The organism is Luteibacter sp. NPDC031894 (genome assembly GCF_050273135.1).
GTDB lineage: Bacteria > Pseudomonadota > Gammaproteobacteria > Xanthomonadales > Rhodanobacteraceae > Luteibacter.
The window spans coordinates 428,388-445,128 of the sequence record NZ_JBNNMV010000001.1; the positions used below are offsets into that span (position 1 = coordinate 428,388).

15 protein-coding genes are annotated in these 16,741 nt (G+C 66.2%); 8 read left to right on the plus strand and 7 right to left on the minus strand.

Annotation, left to right across the window (positions count from 1 at the left end; translation table 11 throughout):
• The first annotated feature begins 50 nt into the window (after positions 1 to 50).
• From ACQKIE_RS02200 to gyrA, 6 genes are all read left to right on the plus strand, one after another.
• A complete protein-coding gene (locus tag ACQKIE_RS02200) occupies positions 51 to 863 on the plus strand; it encodes a poly(R)-hydroxyalkanoic acid synthase subunit PhaE (RefSeq protein ID WP_427455307.1) in 813 nt (270 codons plus the stop codon).
• A complete protein-coding gene (locus ACQKIE_RS02205; RefSeq protein WP_427455309.1) occupies positions 860 to 1,927 on the plus strand; it encodes a class III poly(R)-hydroxyalkanoic acid synthase subunit PhaC in 1,068 nt (355 codons plus the stop codon). The genes ACQKIE_RS02200 and ACQKIE_RS02205 overlap by 4 nt, the downstream gene beginning before the upstream one ends.
• Entirely contained in the window at positions 1,924 to 2,418 is a 495-nt protein-coding gene (locus ACQKIE_RS02210) for a DUF2165 family protein (RefSeq protein WP_427455311.1), read from the plus strand. Before ACQKIE_RS02205 ends, ACQKIE_RS02210 begins: the two co-directional genes overlap by 4 nt.
• Before the next feature lie 25 nt (positions 2,419 to 2,443).
• Positions 2,444 to 3,457 (plus strand): S-methyl-5-thioribose-1-phosphate isomerase, encoded by a 1,014-nt coding sequence (gene mtnA, locus ACQKIE_RS02215; RefSeq protein WP_427455313.1) that lies wholly within the window; start codon positions 2,444 to 2,446, stop codon positions 3,455 to 3,457.
• Entirely contained in the window at positions 3,454 to 3,867 is a 414-nt protein-coding gene (locus tag ACQKIE_RS02220; protein WP_427455315.1) for a GtrA family protein, read from the plus strand. Before mtnA ends, ACQKIE_RS02220 begins: the two co-directional genes overlap by 4 nt.
• A 138-nt stretch (positions 3,868 to 4,005) precedes the next feature.
• Positions 4,006 to 6,615, plus strand: a complete 2,610-nt coding sequence (gyrA, locus tag ACQKIE_RS02225; protein WP_427455317.1) for a DNA gyrase subunit A — start codon at positions 4,006 to 4,008, stop codon at positions 6,613 to 6,615.
• 55 nt (positions 6,616 to 6,670) lie between these two features.
• On the opposite strand, the gene ACQKIE_RS02230 is transcribed toward gyrA, so the two are convergent.
• Positions 6,671 to 7,153, minus strand: coding sequence for a peroxiredoxin (locus ACQKIE_RS02230; RefSeq protein ID WP_427455319.1), 483 nt, complete (start codon positions 7,151 to 7,153; stop codon positions 6,671 to 6,673).
• Between the two features lie 158 nt (positions 7,154 to 7,311).
• Between ACQKIE_RS02230 and ACQKIE_RS02235 the strand changes: the two genes are divergently transcribed.
• Positions 7,312 to 7,764, plus strand: a complete 453-nt coding sequence (locus tag ACQKIE_RS02235) for an Hsp20/alpha crystallin family protein (RefSeq protein WP_427455321.1) — start codon at positions 7,312 to 7,314, stop codon at positions 7,762 to 7,764.
• An 88-nt stretch (positions 7,765 to 7,852) separates the two neighbouring features.
• Positions 7,853 to 8,761 (plus strand): DnaJ C-terminal domain-containing protein, encoded by a 909-nt coding sequence (locus ACQKIE_RS02240; protein WP_427455323.1) that lies wholly within the window; start codon positions 7,853 to 7,855, stop codon positions 8,759 to 8,761.
• 81 nt (positions 8,762 to 8,842) lie between these two features.
• Here the strand turns inward: ACQKIE_RS02240 and pilH are convergent, their stop codons facing one another.
• From pilH to ACQKIE_RS02270, 6 genes are all read right to left on the minus strand, one after another.
• Positions 8,843 to 9,208 (minus strand): twitching motility response regulator PilH, encoded by a 366-nt coding sequence (gene pilH / locus ACQKIE_RS02245; RefSeq protein ID WP_427455325.1) that lies wholly within the window; start codon positions 9,206 to 9,208, stop codon positions 8,843 to 8,845.
• Between the two features lie 164 nt (positions 9,209 to 9,372).
• A complete protein-coding gene (locus ACQKIE_RS02250) occupies positions 9,373 to 10,365 on the minus strand; it encodes an acryloyl-CoA reductase (protein ID WP_427455327.1) in 993 nt (330 codons plus the stop codon).
• Between the two features lie 22 nt (positions 10,366 to 10,387).
• Complete coding sequence (locus tag ACQKIE_RS02255; protein WP_427455329.1) at positions 10,388 to 10,990, minus strand: TIGR00730 family Rossman fold protein; 603 nt, start codon at positions 10,988 to 10,990, stop codon at positions 10,388 to 10,390.
• Positions 10,991 to 11,119: 129 nt separating this feature from the next.
• Positions 11,120 to 12,547 (minus strand): dihydrolipoyl dehydrogenase, encoded by a 1,428-nt coding sequence (lpdA, locus tag ACQKIE_RS02260; protein WP_427455331.1) that lies wholly within the window; start codon positions 12,545 to 12,547, stop codon positions 11,120 to 11,122.
• A 108-nt stretch (positions 12,548 to 12,655) separates the two neighbouring features.
• A complete protein-coding gene (gene odhB, locus ACQKIE_RS02265; RefSeq protein ID WP_427455333.1) occupies positions 12,656 to 13,870 on the minus strand; it encodes a 2-oxoglutarate dehydrogenase complex dihydrolipoyllysine-residue succinyltransferase in 1,215 nt (404 codons plus the stop codon).
• 7 nt (positions 13,871 to 13,877) lie between these two features.
• Positions 13,878 to 16,727, minus strand: coding sequence for a 2-oxoglutarate dehydrogenase E1 component (locus ACQKIE_RS02270; protein ID WP_427455335.1), 2,850 nt, complete (start codon positions 16,725 to 16,727; stop codon positions 13,878 to 13,880).
• Positions 16,728 to 16,741: the final 14 nt, after the last annotated feature.

Consider the following 16,741-nt stretch of genomic DNA (forward strand, 5'->3'; position numbering starts at 1 on the left):
CGTGAACCCCTTCGCGCGCCAGCGCGCTTCCCACGAGGTACGATTGCGGTATGTCCGACAAGCCTCACGATTTCGTCGACCACTACCAGTCCTGGGTTCGCGAAGGACTGGAAGCATGGTCGCGCCAGTTCGATCCGAAGAAGCCTTCCGCGGAAGGCGCGCCGTCGGCCGACGTTGCGGGACGGCTGTTCGCCGGTCTCAGCGGCTACGGTGACTGGATGCGTTCGGTGCTCGGCGGCGAAGCCCCGGGCCCGGTCTTCGCCAAGGGCCTGCCTCCGTTCGGGCAGGGCCCGGGGGCCCAGCCGGACTTCGAGGAATGGACCCGGGTGGCCAATGACATGCTCTCGATGCCGGCCTTCGGCATCACCCGCGAGCAGCAGGAAGAACAGCAAGCCCTGTTGCGCGCCTGGATCGACTACCTGGGGCATTACCAGCGCTACCAAGCGCTCCTGCACGGCGTGCACGAGCGGGCGAACGAGGCGCTGCGGGAGCAGGGGCCTGCGACGGACGAGGAGTCCATGCGGTCGATCTACGACCGTTGGGTGAACCTCGCCGAGGAAAGCTACGCGGAGGCGGCGCTGTCGGAGGAGTTCCGGGAAGTGTATGCGTCGCTGGTGAACGCCCAGATGCGCGTGAAGCTGTTGCAGCAGCGGCAGGTCGAGCGCGTGGCCGTGCAGGCAGGCATGCCGACGCGGAAAGAGGTCGACAGCCTCGGCGAGCGGCTGCAAGCGGTTCGTCGCGAACTTCGCCAGACGCAGGGGCTCGCGGCCGAGGTCGCGGCGTTGAAGGCCGAGGTCGCCGCGTTGCGAGGGGAGAAGAAGGCGCCCGCGCGGCGCACGACGAAGCCGAAGAGCGGGCCATGAATCCGCTTCCCTTCATGATCGATCCGGAGCGTGCGCGTGCCGAGGTCGAGGCGTTTCGGCGGAAGCTGGAAGCCGGGCTGGAGACGCTGAAGCAGGTCGGCCCGATCGAACTCGGCGCGACGCCGCGCGAGGCGGTCTACAGCGAAGACAAGCTGACCCTCTGGCACTTCAAGGGTGAAAAGGCCCCGACCGCGAAGACGCCGCTCCTGATCTGCTACGCCCTGGTCAACACGCCGTGGATGATCGACCTGCAGGACGACCGCTCGATGGTGCGCAACCTGCTGGAGCAGGGCGAAGACGTCTACCTCGTCGACTGGGGCTATCCCGACGGTGCCGACCGCTGGTTGACGCTCGAGGACTATATCGACGGCTATCTGGATCGCTGCGTGGACGTGGTGCGGGAACGGCACGGCGTCGACACGCTCAATCTTCTCGGCATCTGCCAGGGCGGCGTTTTCTCGCTGTGCTATGCCGCGCTGCATCCGGCGAAGGTGCGCAACCTCGTCACCATGGTCACGCCGGTGGATTTCCACACGCCCGACAACATGCTGTCGCACTGGGCGCGCAACGTGGACATCGACCTGTTCGTCGATACCGTCGGCAACGTGCCTGCCGACGTGATGAACTTCGCCTACCTCACGCTCAAGCCGCTGCGGCTCAACCAGCAGAAGTACATCGGTCTCGTCGATATCCTCGACAACCCGAAGGAAGTCGAGAACTTCCTGCGCATGGAGAAGTGGATCTTCGACTCGCCGGACCAGGCGGGCGAAACGTTCCGCGAATTCGCGCGCGACTTCTTCCAGAAGAACCTGTTGATGAAGGGCGAAGCACGCATCGGCGGTAAACCGGTCGACCTTCGCAAGATCACCCAGCCCGTGCTCAACATCTACGCGGAGCAGGACCATCTCGTGCCGCCTGCCGCATCCGCGCCGTTGGCAGGCTTGGTCGGCAGCAAGGACTACACCGCCTTGGCCTTCAAAGGCGGACACATCGGCATCTACGTGTCCGGGCGGGCGCAGAAACAGGTGCCCCCGGCCATCCATGCCTGGCTCGCGGAGCGGTGACGGCGCGCCTCGCCAAGATCGCGATGACGCTGGCGCTTGCCGCGTTCGCGCTCGTGGTGACCTATGACAACCTCGTGGATTACGGATCGAACTTCGTATTCGTGCGGCACGTGCTGTCGATGGACACGACCTTTCCCGGTAACGCGCTCATGGGACGCGCCGTCACCCACCCCGTCATGTGGCATGTGGCCTATGTGTCGATCATCGCGGCCGAGGGTGTCACCGGTGTATTGCTGCTGACGGGCGCGATCGCCTTGTGGCGCATGCGCCGTGCGAGTGGGGCTGCATTCGATGCCGCGAAACGCTGGGCCGTCGCCGGTTGCACGCTGGGTTTCCTCCTGTGGTTCGTGGGCTTCATGGTGATCGGCGGCGAGTGGTTCGCCATGTGGCAGTCGACCGCGTGGAACGGGCAGGAAGGCGCGTTCAGGTTCTATATGCCGCTGCTGGGCGTCCTGGTCTTCGTCAACCAGCGCGACTCCGATCTCACCTGACCGGCCCGCATGCGATAATTCGCTGATGAACGCGAACGCTTCCCACGATTCCATTCGCGCCGTGCAGTGGCATGGCGATTGCCTCCGCCTGCTCGACCAGCGCCGCCTTCCGGCGGAGGAAACCTGGATCGATTGCCGCACCTCGGACGACGTCACCCGGGCCATTCGCGACCTCGCCGTGCGTGGCGCGCCGGCCATCGGCATCGCCGCCGCCTGGGGCGTGGTGCTGGCGGCGAAGCAGGGAGAAGACCTCCCCACCGCGATGGCTACCCTACGTGCCGCGCGGCCGACCGCGGTGAACCTGATGTGGGCCCTCGACCGCATGAACGGGCGGATCGTCGAAGGAGCCGACGCCGGCGCCCTCGAGCGCGAAGCGCAGGCCATCCAGGATGAGGACCTCGCCGCCAATCGGCATATGGGCGAACTGGGCGCGGCCCTTATCGGAGCCGGATCGCATGTGCTCACCCATTGCAACACCGGCTCGCTCGCCACCGCCGGCTACGGTACCGCGCTCGGCGTGATCCGCGCGGGCGTGGCGTCCGGGCAGATCGAACAGGTCTACGCCGGCGAGACGCGCCCCTGGCAGCAGGGCGCACGCCTGACGATGTGGGAACTCGTCCGCGACGGCATCCCGGCGCGACTGATCGCCGATTCGGCCGCGTCGCACCTGATGAAGGACGGCAAGGTCACCTGGGTGATCGTCGGGGCGGATCGTATCGCCGCGAACGGCGACACCGCGAACAAGATCGGTACGTACCAGCTTGCGATCGCCGCGCGCCACCACGGCGTGAAGTTCATGGTCGTCGCCCCCTCCACGACGGTGGACATGGCCACGGCCACGGGCGCCGATATCGAGATCGAATTGCGCGACGCCACCGAATTGCTGTCGGTGGGCGGCAGCCGCACCGTGGTCGAGGGCGCCGACGCCTGGAACCCCGTGTTCGACGTCACCCCGGCCGGACTGATCGACGCGATCGTCACCGAGCGGGGCGTGATCCTGAACCCCGACGAAGAGCAGATGCGGATCCTCTTTCCGTGACACGGCTGCGCCGGGAGATCGCGCTGTTCGCGATCGGGGGAATCATCGGCCTCTTCGTCGATGCCGGCATCGCCCAGGGATTGGTGGGTTTGGTCGGGTGGAACGTGTACACCGCTCGCGTCGTGTCGTTCCTGAGCGCGGCGACGGTAACCTGGTGGTGGAACCGCACGCACACTTTCGCCCATCGCGACTCCGGTCGCGGGCGCCATGCGGAATGGCTGCATTGGATGGGCTTGATGGCACTCGGCGCGGTCGTGAACAACGGCGTTTACGTGCTTGCCTTCAAGCTGTTTCCGGGCTTGCACGCGTGGCCTGCCGTGGCGGTGGCGGCCGGCTCGGCGGCCGGTTCGGTGGCCAATTTCCTGCTGGCTCGCACGATGCTTTTCCGTCGCGCCGGGAGCCCCGTGTAAGTCATTGAATTTACGCCGATTTTAGCTGTCTTTTCCACATCCGCTGTGCTATCATCGACGGGTTGAGCCGGCGGTGCGTCGCGATCGCGACATGCACGGCCGGCGGGGGTATTTCATGGACATCCAGGAAGCCGATTGATGGCAGAACTCGCCAAAGAAGTCATCCGCGTCAACATCGAAGACGAGATGCGCCAGAGCTATCTCGACTACGCGATGAGCGTGATCGTGGGCCGCGCACTGCCCGATGTACGCGACGGCCTCAAGCCCGTGCATCGACGCGTGCTGTTCGCCATGAACGAGCTGGGCAACGCCTGGAACAAACCGTACAAGAAGTCGGCCCGCGTGGTCGGTGACGTGATCGGTAAATACCATCCGCACGGCGATGCCTCCGTCTACGACACCATCGTCCGCATGGCACAGCCGTTCTCGCTGCGTTACATGCTGGTCGACGGCCAAGGCAACTTCGGTTCGGTGGACGGCGATAACGCGGCGGCGATGCGTTACACCGAGGTGCGCATGGCGCGCCTTACCCACGAACTGATGGCCGATATCGATAAGGAAACCGTCGACTTCGGGCCGAACTACGACGAAAGCGAGCACGAGCCGCTCGTCCTTCCGACCCGCGTGCCGAACCTGCTCGTCAACGGTTCCGCCGGCATCGCGGTCGGCATGGCGACGAACATCCCGCCGCACAACATGACCGAGGTCATCAACGCCACGCTGGCCTTGATGGAAGACCCGTCGCTCGGCGTCGACGACCTCATGACCCACATTCCGGGTCCCGATTTCCCGACCGCCGGCATCATCAACGGGTCGTCGGGCATCGTGGAGGCCTATCGCACGGGTCGCGGCCGCATTCTCGTGCGCGCGCGCACCGAGATCGAGACCGAAGCCAACGGCCGCGAGACCATCCTGGTCCACGAGCTGCCTTACCAGGTGAACAAGGCGCGTCTGATCGAGAAGATCGCCGAGCTGGTCAAGGAAAAGAAGATCGAGGGCATCAGCGAGCTGCGCGACGAGTCCGACAAGGACGGCATGCGCGTGGTCATCGAGATTCGTCGCGACGCCATGGCCGATGTGGTGCTGAACAACCTGTTCCAGCAGACGCAGCTGCAGGTGACCTTCGGCATCAACATGGTGGCCCTGCTCGACGGCCAGCCGAAGCTGCTGAACCTCAAGGACATCCTCGAGGCGTTCATCCGCCATCGTCGCGAGGTCGTTACCCGTCGCACCATCTTCGAACTGCGCAAGGCGCGTCAGCGTGCGCACATCCTCGAGGGCCTCACGGTCGCGCTCGCCAATATCGACGAGATGATCGAGCTGATCCGCACCTCCGCGTCGTCGGCCGAGGCGCGCGAGCGCATGGTCGCCCGTCGCTGGGAGCCGGGCCTGGTCAGCGCGCTGCTTGCCGCCACGGGCGCGGCGGCATCGCGCCCCGAGGACATGGATCCGCGCGACGGCCTGCGCGAGGTCGGCTACCAGCTGTCCGAAGCCCAGGCCACCGAAATCCTGCAGATGCGCCTGCATCGCCTCACGGGCCTGGAGCAGGAAAAACTCTCCGACGAGTATCGGGAAATCCTCGAGACGATCCGCGGCCTCATCGAAATCCTCGAGAACCCGACCCGCCTGCTCGAAGTCATCCGCGAGGAACTGGAACAGATCCGTAGCGACTACGGCGATGCCCGTCGCACCGAGATCCAGCATTCGCAGGAAGACCTCAACGTCCTCGACCTGATCGCGCCGGAAGACGTCGTGGTCACGCTCTCGCACACCGGTTACATCAAGCGTCAGCCGGCCAGCCTCTACCGCGCGCAGCGGCGCGGCGGCAAGGGCCGTTCGGCGTCGGCTCTGAAGGACGAGGACGTCGTGCAGCAGCTGTGGGTGGTGAACACCCATGACACGCTGCTCACCTTCACCAGCACCGGTCGCGTGTACTGGCTCAAGGTGTACCAGATGCCTGAAGCGGGCCCGGGTGCGCGCGGCAAGCCCATCGTGAACCTGCTGCCGCTGGCCGAGGGCGAGAAGGTCCAGGCGCTGCTGCCGGTACGCGAATACGATCCGAATTGCTTCGTGTTCTTCGCCACCCGCAAGGGCACGGTGAAGAAGACGCCGCTCACGGAATTCGCCTTCCAACTGCAGAAGGGCAAGGCCGCCATCAACCTCGACGAGGGCGACGCGCTGGTCGACGTGGCCATGACCGACGGCGAGAGCGACGTGCTGCTGTTCGCCTCGAACGGCAAGTCGGTGCGTTTCGACGAAGGTAGCGTCCGCTCGATGGGCCGTACGGCCACGGGTGTCCGTGGCATGCGCCTGGCCGACGAAGCGGAGGTGGTCTCGTTGATCGTCGCCGCGGGCGAGGGTGACATCCTCACGGCGACGGCGCGCGGTTACGGCAAGCGCACGGCGCTCGAAGAGTTCCCGAAGAAGGGCCGCGGCACGCAGGGCGTCATCGCCATCCAGTGTTCCGAGCGCAACGGCAACCTCGTCGCCGCCACCCAGGTCACGGAAGCGCAGCAGCTCATGCTGATCTCCGACCAGGGCACGCTGGTGCGCACGCGCGTCTCCGAGGTGTCGCAGCTGAGCCGCAACACGCAGGGCGTCACGCTGATCAAGCTGCCGAAGGACGAGAAACTCATCGGTGTGGTGCGTCTCGCCGCCGAGGAAGAGCTCGAAGGCGAGGGCGAAACCCCCGAAGGCGAAGCCGCCGCGGACATGCCGCCGATCGAAAGCGGGCCGACCGAAGAGTGACAAACAAAAACCCCGCGGAGACGCGGGGTTTTTTTTGCCGAGGGGATCGACGAGTTCAGCCGTCGATCGCTTCCAGGATCGACTCGGCTGTCGACACGCGGAACTCGCCGGGTGCCTCGACGTGCAGGATCTTCACCACGCCGTCTTCCGCGTAGAGCGCGAAGCGCTTCGCACGGATACCCATGCCGTTCTTCGTGCCGTCGAGTTCGAGGCCGAGCGCCTGCGAGAACGTGGCATTGCCGTCGGCCAGCATCAGCAGGTCGTCCGGCACGCCTTGCGAATCGCCCCAGGCGTGCATCACGAAGGCGTCGTTTACGGACAGGCAGGCCACCTTGATTCCGCGCTCGCGAAAATCCTCCATGTGCTGCATGAATCCCGGCAGGTGCTTGTTGGAGCATGTGGGCGTGAACGCGCCCGGCACGGCGAACAGCACGACCTTCCCCTGACCGAGTACGTCGGTACTGGTCACGGTCTTGATACCGTCCTCGAAGACGGCAAGGGTCGCTTCCGGAAGGCGGTCGCCAACGGCGATGGTCATGGGGGTACCTCGTGGGGAGGGAAAAGGCGAGTGTACGTGAAGGCCCCGACCTGAAGCCAAGGCAACCCCGGCCGGTTTCCTCTTGAATCGCGCGCGCGCGTTCATATGTTTGTTCCCAGACGGCCATGGGGCCGAAAAAATTCTTCGGAGTCAAACAGATGAACCAGCTTCGTCAGGTTACGTTTCGCCGCGCGCCGCTGTTCGGCGGCGACGTCAGCCGTGTATTCGACCACTTCTTCGGCAGCGACATCGCCGCGCCGACGACCAGCGCGGAGAGCGCCTGGGCGCCGCGCGTGGATATCCGCGAGGAGGCCGGACGCTTCCTGATCCTGGCTGACGTGCCGGGCGTGGACCTGGCCGATATCGAGATCCAGATGGACAAGAACGTCCTCAGCATCAAGGGCGAGCGCAAGGCGTTCACCAGTGAGGCCGAGGGCAAGTTCAGCCGCGTCGAGCGCGTGGCCGGAGCCTTCAAGCGCAGCTTCACGCTGCCTGAGAGTGCCGACGCCGACGGCATCACCGCTTCGGGCCGCCATGGCGTGCTGGAAATCGCCATCCCGAAGAAGGCCGAGAGCGCGCCGCGTCGCATTGCGATTAACGCTGCGGGCTAAAACGGCCTAAGCTTGGCGGTCTGGCCCGTGGTGGATGTGTCCACCGCGGGCGTTTCGTTTGCATTTCGACACAAGCGCGGGAGAGCCTGTGGAGTTCAAGGATTACTACGAGACACTCGGGGTCAAGCCCGATGCGAGCGACGCCGAGATCAAGGCGGCGTACCGCAAGCTTGCCCGCAAGTACCATCCCGACAAGAACAAGGAGGCGGGCGCCGAGGAGAAGTTCAAGGCGGTCAACGAGGCCAACGAGGCCTTGAAGGATCCCGAGAAGCGCCGCGCCTACGACCAGTTCCGCGCCGGCGGCTACCGCCAGGGCGAGCAGTTCCGTCCGCCACCGGGCTGGGGGCAGGGCGGCGGCTTCGACTTCGGCGACATGGGCGGCCGCGGTGGCGGCGACTTCAGCGACTTCTTCGAAAGCCTGTTTGGCGGTGGCGGTCGGGCGCGCGGCCAACAGCAGGCGCGGCGTGGCCGCGACATCCAGGCGAAGATCGAAACCGACCTGCAGACGGCATACAACGGCGGCAAGACCCGCGTGGTGCTCAATGATTCGTCGGGTGGCGAGCGCGTGCTCGAGGTGAAGATCCCTGCCGGCATCACGTCCGGCCAGACGATCCGCCTGGGCGGTCAGGGCCATCCGGGAGCGGGTGGCGGACCGTCGGGCGACCTGTTGCTCGAGATCGCCATCCGGGATGACGCGCGATTCCGGCTGGACGGGCGCACGGTGACCCACGTGTTGCCGATTACGCCCTGGGAGGCGGCGCTGGGCGCCACGGTGCCGGTGCCTACCCTTGGGGGCCACGTGGACCTGCGCATTCCCGCGGGCTCGCAGTCCGGCCGCAAGCTGCGTCTGAAGGGGCGGGGCTTGCCGGGTGCCGAGCCCGGCGACCAGATCGTGGTGCTGGAGATCCGCGTGCCCGTGCCGGAAACGCACGAGGAACAGGCGGCCTACGGCGAGTTCAAGGATGCGTTCGCGGGGTTCGATCCGCGGCGGGGATGAGGCAATCGCATCCGTACGGGCGAGGGCTCGGTGGGAGCCGACCCTGTCGGTGATGGGCCGCGACGCGGCCCTCCGGGCCCCTCAACCCGGCAGGTGTTCCTTCAACGCCGCGACCAGTTCCTCTTCCTTGATCGGCTTCACGACGTAGGCCTTGGCGCCCTGGCGCAGTCCCCACACCTTGTCGGTGTCCTGGTCCTTCGTGGTCACCAGGATGATGGGGATGTGCTTCGTCGATTCTTCCTTGCTGATCGTGCGCGTGGCCTGGAAGCCGTTGAGGTTCGGCATCACGACGTCCATCAGGATCAGGTCGGGGATCTCTCGCTTGGCCACCTCGACACCCTGGGCGCCGTCCTCGGCCGTGATGGCCTCGTGGCCCAGCTTTTCGACGATGCGCTTGATTCCCAGCAACTGCGACGGCGAATCGTCGACGATCAGGATGCGAGCCATTCACTTTCCCCCGGGTCGATGCCCGATGTGTCTTTCAATGCGAACCGCGGTGACGAAAAAACGTCGCGCGTGGCGCCTTTTGGCGAAGCGCCATTCTACCGGGCACGGCGCACGGTTCAATGGTGACACGACAAGTACCTGCCAGCGCAAGCACTTGAGCGCGGTCAGCCGCCTATGCGGACGATCGTGCGGCCGAAGGAACCGCCCTCCAGCATGGTCCCGAACACGCTCGCCACGCCCTCCAGCGCCACTTCCGTGGTGCAGGTCGTATCGAGGTGGCGCGGCTTCCAGTCGCTGGACAAGCGGCGCCAGACTTCGTCGCGCACGTCGCGCGCCGTGCCTGCCGAAGCGATGCCCAGCACGCTGACCCCGCGGATGATGAAGGGCATGACCGTCGTGGCGAGCTCCGGGCTGCCGGCGAGGCCGCAGATGGCGGCATTGCCATAGGGCGCGATCAGCGGCAGGAAACCAGCCAGCGTCTTTCCGCCGACGTTGTCGAGCAGGCCGCCGTACCGGGCGGAATCCATCGGCCGCCCGCTGAAGGCGAGGTGGTGCCGATCGACGCATTCGCTGGCCCCGATGCCGCGCAGGAAGTCGAAGCGGTCGGGCTTGCCGCTGATCGCATGGACCTCGTAGCCGGCGCCGCTGAAGATGTCGATGCCCAGCATGCCTACGCCGCCGGTGGCACCGGTGATGGCGACGGGACCGAGCGACGGGACCTGGCGGTTTTCGGTCATGCGGAGCAGGGCGAGGGCGGCCGTGAAGCCGGCCGTGCCGATGATCATCGCCTCGCGCGTCGTGAGCGTCGGGGGCAGGGGGATGGTCCATGCGGCAGGCAGCCGCGCGTACTCACCGTAGCCGCCATCACGCGTTTCCGAAAGGCCGCTGCCGGTGGCAAGCACCTTGTCGCCTTCCCTGAAGGCCGGGTCCGTGGACGCGACCACGGTGCCCGCGACGTCGATGCCGCCGTTCAAGGGGAAGCTCCGCAGGATCTTGCCCTTGCCGGTGCCGGCAAGGGCGTCCTTGTAGTTCACCGACGACCATTCGACGCGCACCAGCAGCTCGCCTTGCGACAAGTCCCCCGTGTCCATGGTCTCGATGCCGGCGCGGTAGCCGGTGTCGTCCTGGCGGATGCGCAAGGCGCGAAAGGAAGTCATGGGGAAGTCCTTTGAGCGGAGATCAACCGTTGCTGTCGACGGTGGCGGGCGTGATCCACTTCGGCGTGAAGGTGGATTCGAAATGCCTCATCCAGTCGAACAGCGTGTCGACGTTCTCGCCCACCCACACGTGCTCACGCTGTTCCGGCTTCACGAAGCCTTCGGCCACCATGTGGTCCATCGACGCCGCGAGGTGACCGTAGAACCCACGCACGTCGAGGAACGCGCAGGGGTAGCTGTGCAGTCCGAGCTGCGCCCAGGTGAGCATTTCGAACATCTCGTCCATGGTGCCGAACCCACCGGGCAGCGCGACGAAGGCATCGGACAATTCGTACATCCGCGTCTTGCGCTGGTGCATCGTCTCGACGACCTGCAACTCGCTCAAGCCGGTATGGGCTACTTCTTTCTCGACGAGCTGGCGCGGGATGACGCCGATGGCGCGGCCGCCGGCGGCGATGACGGCATCCGCGACGGTACCCATGAGTCCCACCTTGCCGCCGCCGTAGACGAGCGTGATGCCTTCCTGCGCCATTCGCGTGCCGAAGGCCCTGGCGGCCTCGGTGTAGGCGGGGTGCGAACCGCTGCTCGAACCGCAGTAGACGCAGAGGGATTGGATTTCACGCATGGTGCGGTCTTCCGTCTGGTATATCGCGCGATTGTAGGAGCCGCTATAGCGGCGAGGGGAACATGCCTCGCCGCATCACTGTTTCATCGGCTTCTCGCCGCTATAGCGGCTCCCACATAGTCGGCGCGATCAGTTGCCCTTGTGGATGGCGCGCTTGTCGACCGATAGCGCCGCCTCATGCACCACTTCCGACAGCGCCGGGTGGGCGTGGACGATGCGGGCGAGGTCTTCCGAGGAGCCCTTGAACTCCATCGCCACCACGCACTCGTGGATCAGCTCGGACACGACCGGGCCGACCATGTGCACGCCGAGGATACGATCGGTCTCGGCGTGGGCGATCATCTTCACAAGGCCGATGCCCTCGTTCATGGCGACGGCGCGACCGTTGGCGGCGAAGGGGAAGGCGCCCGTCTTATAGGGAATGCCTTCTTCCTTGAGCTGCTCTTCGGTCTTGCCGACCCAGGCGATTTCCGGCTCGGTGTAGATGACCCACGGCACGGTGTCGAGGTTGACGTGGCCCGGCTTGCCGGCGATCAGCTCGGCCACCATCACGCCTTCCTCGGAACCCTTGTGCGCGAGCATCGGGCCGCGCACGGCGTCGCCGATCGCCCAGACGCCGTCGACGCCGGTGTGGTTGTGCTCGTCGACGACGATGCGGCCGCGCTCGTCGAGCTTCACGCCGGTGTCGTCGGCCAGCAGGCCGGCGGTGTAGGCGCGACGGCCCACGGCCACGAGCAGCTTGTCGACCACGAGGGACTGCGCGGCGCCGTCCTTGTCGGTATAGCCGACGTGGACTTCATCGCCCTTGACCTCGGCCGACGTGACCTTGGCGTTGACCTTGATGTCCAGGCCCTGCTTGGCGAACTCGCGCGCGGCCATCTTGGCGATGTCCTGGTCCGCGACCTGCAGGAACTTCGGCAGGGCTTCCAGCACCGTGACCTCGGCGCCGAGGCGCTTCCACACACTGCCCAGCTCGAGGCCGATGACGCCGGCGCCGATCACGCCCATGCGCTTCGGGACCTCGGTGAGGTCCAGGGCGCCGGTGTTGTCGATGATGTGCTTGCCGTCGAACTTCGCGAACGGCAGCTCGATGGGCACCGAGCCCGAGGCGAGGATGACGTTGGTGGCCGAGATGGTCTGGACGTTGCCGTCGTTGCCGGTGACCTCGACCTGGTTGTCCTTGAGCAGCTTGCCCTTGCCGAAGAACGAGGTGACCTTGTTCGCCTTGAACAGCATCGTCACGCCGCCGGTGAACTGCTTGACGATCTTGTCCTTGCGGCCGATGAAGGTGCCGATGTCGATCTTCGGGTTCTCGGCGGTGATGCCGTGATCCTTGAAGTTGTGCGTGAGGTTGTGGAACTGCTTGGAGGAATCCAGCAGCGCCTTGGACGGAATGCAGCCCACGTTGAGGCAGGTGCCGCCGAGGGCGGCCTTGCCGTCCTTGCCGACGAAGGCGTCGACCACGGCGGTCTTCAGGCCCAGCTGCGCGGCGCGGATCGCGGCCACATAGCCCGCGGGGCCGGCACCGATGACGATGACGTCGAACTTGTCGCTCATTGCTTAGCTCCGGATGTCACTGCGGTATCTGCTACCGCCAATATGGGGGCGGAACATGAAAACGGGAGTCTTTCGACTCCCGCCTTCACGTTTCGGCTCAACCGGCCATCACAGGCCGAGCAGCATCCGCTGCGGGTTTTCCAGCTGGTTCTTGATGTCGACCAGGAACAGCACCGCGTCGCGGCCGTCGATGATCCGGTGGTCGTACGACAGGGCGATGTACATCATCGGCGCGGCCACGACCTGGCCGTTCTCGACGACCGGGCGCTCCTTGATCGTGTGCATGCCCAGGATGGCGCTCTGCGGCGGGTTCACGATCGGGGTGGAGAGCAGCGAGCCGAAGGTGCCGCCATTGGTGATGGTGAAGGTGCCGCCCTGGAGGTCGTCCAGGCCGAGCTTGCCGTCACGCGCCTTCTTGGCGTAACCGATGATGCCCTTCTCGACATCGGCGAAGGACATGTCCTGGACGTCGCGCAGCACCGGCGTGACCAGGCCCTTGTCGGTCGACACGGCGATCGAGATGTCCTGGTACCCGTGATAGATGATGTCGTTGCCGTCGACCGAGGCGTTGACCACCGGGTAGCGCTTCAGCGCTTCCGTGGCGGCCTTCACGAAGAAGCTCATGAAGCCGAGCTTGACGCCGTTGGCCTTCTCGAACTGCTCGCCCAGCGACTTGCGCAGCTTCACCACCTCGGCGAGGTTCACCTCGTTGAAGGAGGTGAGCATGGCGATGGAGTTCTTCGACTGCATCAGGCGCTCGGCGATGCGGGCGCGGATGCGGGTCATCGGCACGCGCTCTTCCGGACGGCTGCCCGGGGTGGGCTTCGCGGCGGGCGTCGCCGGAGCGGCGGCCGGCGTGGCGCCGCCCTTGCCGGCGTTGAGCAGGTCTTCCTTGGTCACGCGGCCATCGCGGCCGGTGCCGGCGACCTTGGACGGGTCGATGTTCTCTTCCACCGCCACGCGGCGGCCGGCGGGGGAGAGCTCGTCCACGCCCTGCGGCGCGGCCGGCGCCTCAGCCTTGGCGGCCTTCGGTGCTTCGGCGGCGGCGGCGGGTGCGGCGGCCGGGGCCGGCGCGGCAGCGGCGGCACCTTCCTCGATCACGGCGATGACCTGGGCGCTGGTCACCGTGGAGCCTTCCTCGAACTTGATTTCCTTCAGCACGCCGTCGACCGGCGCCGGGACTTCGAGGACGACCTTGTCGGTCTCGAGGTCGAGCAGGTTCTCGTCGCGCTTGACCGCGTCACCGGCCTTCTTGTGCCAGGTGGCGATGAGCGCGTCGGAGACCGACTCGGGCAGGACCGGGACTTTGACTTCGATGGACATGCTTGTCTTACTCCGCTGCGTGATCGGTGCCGACCGGCGCGACCAGCGCCTGTTCGACGAGCGCCGTCTGTTCGGCGACATGGGTGTTGAGGTGACCCGCGGCCGGTGCCGGCGAACGAGCGCGTCCCGCATAGGACAGGCTCTGCTTCGGACCCGCGCAGGCCTGCAGGTGGTGACGGATCTGGAACCAGGCGCCCTGGTTCATCGGCTCTTCCTGGCACCACACCACTTCCTTGGCGGAAGGGTATTTCTGCAGTTCGGCCGAGACTTCCGGGCGCGGGAACGGATAAAGCTGCTCGACGCGCACGATCGCCACGTCGTCGATGCCGCGCTTCTCGGCATCCTCGAGCAGGTCGTAGTACACCTTGCCCGAGCACAGCACGACGCGCTTCACCTTCTTCGCCGGGAGGTCGCGATGCTCGCCGATCACCAGCTGGAAGCGGCCGCTGGCCAGTTCGTCCAGCGTGGACACGGCCAGCTTGTGGCGCAGCAGCGACTTCGGCGTCATCACGATCAGCGGCTTGCGCACCGGACGCACCTGCTGGCGGCGGATCATGTGGAAGGCCTGGGCCGGGGTGGTCGGCACGCACACCTGCATGTTGTCCAGCGCGCACAGCTGCAGGAAACGCTCCAGGCGGGCGGAGGAGTGCTCCGGGCCTTGGCCTTCGTAGCCGTGCGGAAGGAACAGCGCGAGGCCGCAGAGACGGTCCCACTTGGCTTCGCCGGAGCTGATGAACTGGTCGATCACGACCTGGGCGCCGTTGGCGAAGTCGCCGAACTGGCCTTCCCAGATGGTGAGCTGGTCGGGCGACGTCGTGGCTTCGCCGTACTCGAAGGCCATGACGGCTTCTTCGGAGAGCAGGGAGTCGATCACCTCGACGCGCGCGGTGTCGCGGACCTTGGAGAGCGGCAGCAGGGTGTTGCCGGTCTTCTGGTCGTGCAGTACCGCATGACGATGGAAGAACGTGCCGCGGCCGGCATCCTGGCCGACGACGCGGAGGTCGCTGCCGTCGGCGATCAGCGTGCCGTAGGCGAGGTTCTCGGCGAAGCCCCAGTCGGCCGGCACTTCGCCCGCCGCCATCTTGCGGCGGTCGTCGTAGATCTTGGCGACGCGCGAGTGCAGGGTGATGTCCGCGGGAACGTCGAGGATGACGTCGAGCACCTTGGCCATCTGCTCGCGGGGCACGCCGGTGTCGACTTCCATCGACAGGCTGTTCTTGAGGAAGCGCGTCCAGTCGACCGAGATGTCGCGGTCCGGGTTCGGGTCGATCGCGATCAGCGGCTCGCCCTTCTCCAGGCGCGCGCGGTAGTCGTCGAGCATCTTCTGCCCGTCGTCGGCACCGATGGCCGATTCCTTCACCAGCTGCTGCGCATACAGGTCGCGCGTGGTGGGGCGCTTGCGGATGATCTGGTACATGAGCGGCTGCGTCGCTGCCGGCTCGTCGGCCTCGTTGTGACCGTGGCGGCGGTAGCAGACGAGGTCGATCACCACGTCCTTCTTGAACCGCTTGCGGAACTCGTAGGCCAGGCGGGTGACCTGGATCACGGCTTCCGGATCATCGCCATTCACGTGGAACACCGGCGCGTTGACCATCTTCGCCAGGTCGGTGCAGTACAGCGTGGAGCGGGCGTCTTCACGCTTGGAGGTGGTGAAGCCCACCTGGTTGTTGACCACGAGGTGCAGGGTGCCGCCGATGGCGAAGCCACGGGCCTGCGACATCTGCATCAGCTCCATGTTGACGCCCTGGCCGGCGAAAGCCGCGTCGCCATGGATCAGCACGGCGAGCGACTTGTCGCGGGCCGTGTCGCGGCGAAGCGCCTGGCGCGCGTGCACCGAGCCGGCCACGACCGGATTCACGATTTCGAGGTGCGACGGATTGAAGGCCAGCGCCACATGCACGCCGCCCTTCGGCGTCTTGACGTCGGCGGAGAAGCCCATGTGGTACTTCACGTCGCCCGAATGGATGGGGCTGTCGTCGTGCTCGAACTTGCCTTCGAACTCGTTGAAGAGCTGCGAGGGCGCCTTGCCGAGGATGTTCACCAGGACGTTGAGGCGGCCGCGGTGGGCCATGCCGATCACGACTTCCTTGACGCCGTTGTCGCCGGCGGCACGGACGATGTCGTCCATCATCGGGATCAGGCTGTCGCCGCCCTCGAGCGAGAAGCGCTTCTGGCCCACGTACTTGGTGTGCAGGTAGCGCTCCAGGCCCTCGGCGGCGGTGAGCGCCTCGAGCACGCGGACCTTCTCGGCCTTCTGCAGGCCCGGCGAGCCGCCGGCCTGTTCCAGGCGCGAATGGATCCAGGCGCGCTGGTCGTGGTCGGAGATGTACATGAACTCGGCGCCGACGGTGCCGGTGTAGATCTGCTTCAGCTTCGCGAGCAGGTCGCGCAGCTTCATCCGGTGGCCGCCGCCGGCGAAGGTGCCCGCGTCGAACTCGGTATCGAGGTCGGCCTCGGAGAGACCGTGGAAGGCGAGGCCGAGGTCGGGCGTATCGATGTCCGGGACGCTCAGGCCGAGCGGGTCGAGCTTGGCGGCGATATGGCCACGCGAGCGGTAGGCCGTGAGCAGGCGGAGGACGCCGGCCTGTTTCTGCGCGTAGGCGTTGTCGACCGGACCCGCGGCCGCCGCGGGCGCGCTACGGCGCTGCTTCTGCGCCGCCTCGATGCGGGCGATGACGCTGGAATGGGGTACGTCGCCAGCCTCGCGGCCCTTGAAGCCCTTGAAATACCCGTCCCATTCGGCCGGGACGGAGCCGGGATCGGCCAGCCAGGCTTCGTAGATTTGCTCTACGTAATCGGCGTTGCCGCCGGCGAGTTGGGAGGATTCGGAAAACTCGCGGATCAGGTTTGCGCTCACGTCACCACCGGCAC

Excerpts from the sequence above, each read along its gene's own strand:
- ACQKIE_RS02200 (WP_427455307.1), top strand. The coding sequence starts at position 51 with ATGTCCGACAAGCCTCACGATTTCGTCGACCACTACCAGTCCTGGGTT.
- ACQKIE_RS02250 (WP_427455327.1), bottom strand. The coding sequence starts at position 10,365 with ATGACTTCCTTTCGCGCCTTGCGCATCCGCCAGGACGACACCGGCTAC.
- odhB (WP_427455333.1), bottom strand. The coding sequence starts at position 13,870 with ATGTCCATCGAAGTCAAAGTCCCGGTCCTGCCCGAGTCGGTCTCCGAC.
- ACQKIE_RS02230 (WP_427455319.1), bottom strand. The coding sequence starts at position 7,153 with ATGACCATCGCCGTTGGCGACCGCCTTCCGGAAGCGACCCTTGCCGTC.
- ACQKIE_RS02235 (WP_427455321.1), top strand. The coding sequence starts at position 7,312 with ATGAACCAGCTTCGTCAGGTTACGTTTCGCCGCGCGCCGCTGTTCGGC.
- pilH (WP_427455325.1), bottom strand. The coding sequence starts at position 9,208 with ATGGCTCGCATCCTGATCGTCGACGATTCGCCGTCGCAGTTGCTGGGA.
- ACQKIE_RS02255 (WP_427455329.1), bottom strand. The coding sequence starts at position 10,990 with ATGCGTGAAATCCAATCCCTCTGCGTCTACTGCGGTTCGAGCAGCGGT.
- gyrA (WP_427455317.1), top strand. The coding sequence starts at position 4,006 with ATGGCAGAACTCGCCAAAGAAGTCATCCGCGTCAACATCGAAGACGAG.
- mtnA (WP_427455313.1), top strand. The coding sequence starts at position 2,444 with ATGAACGCGAACGCTTCCCACGATTCCATTCGCGCCGTGCAGTGGCAT.
- ACQKIE_RS02205 (WP_427455309.1), top strand. The coding sequence starts at position 860 with ATGAATCCGCTTCCCTTCATGATCGATCCGGAGCGTGCGCGTGCCGAG.
- lpdA (WP_427455331.1), bottom strand. The coding sequence starts at position 12,547 with ATGAGCGACAAGTTCGACGTCATCGTCATCGGTGCCGGCCCCGCGGGC.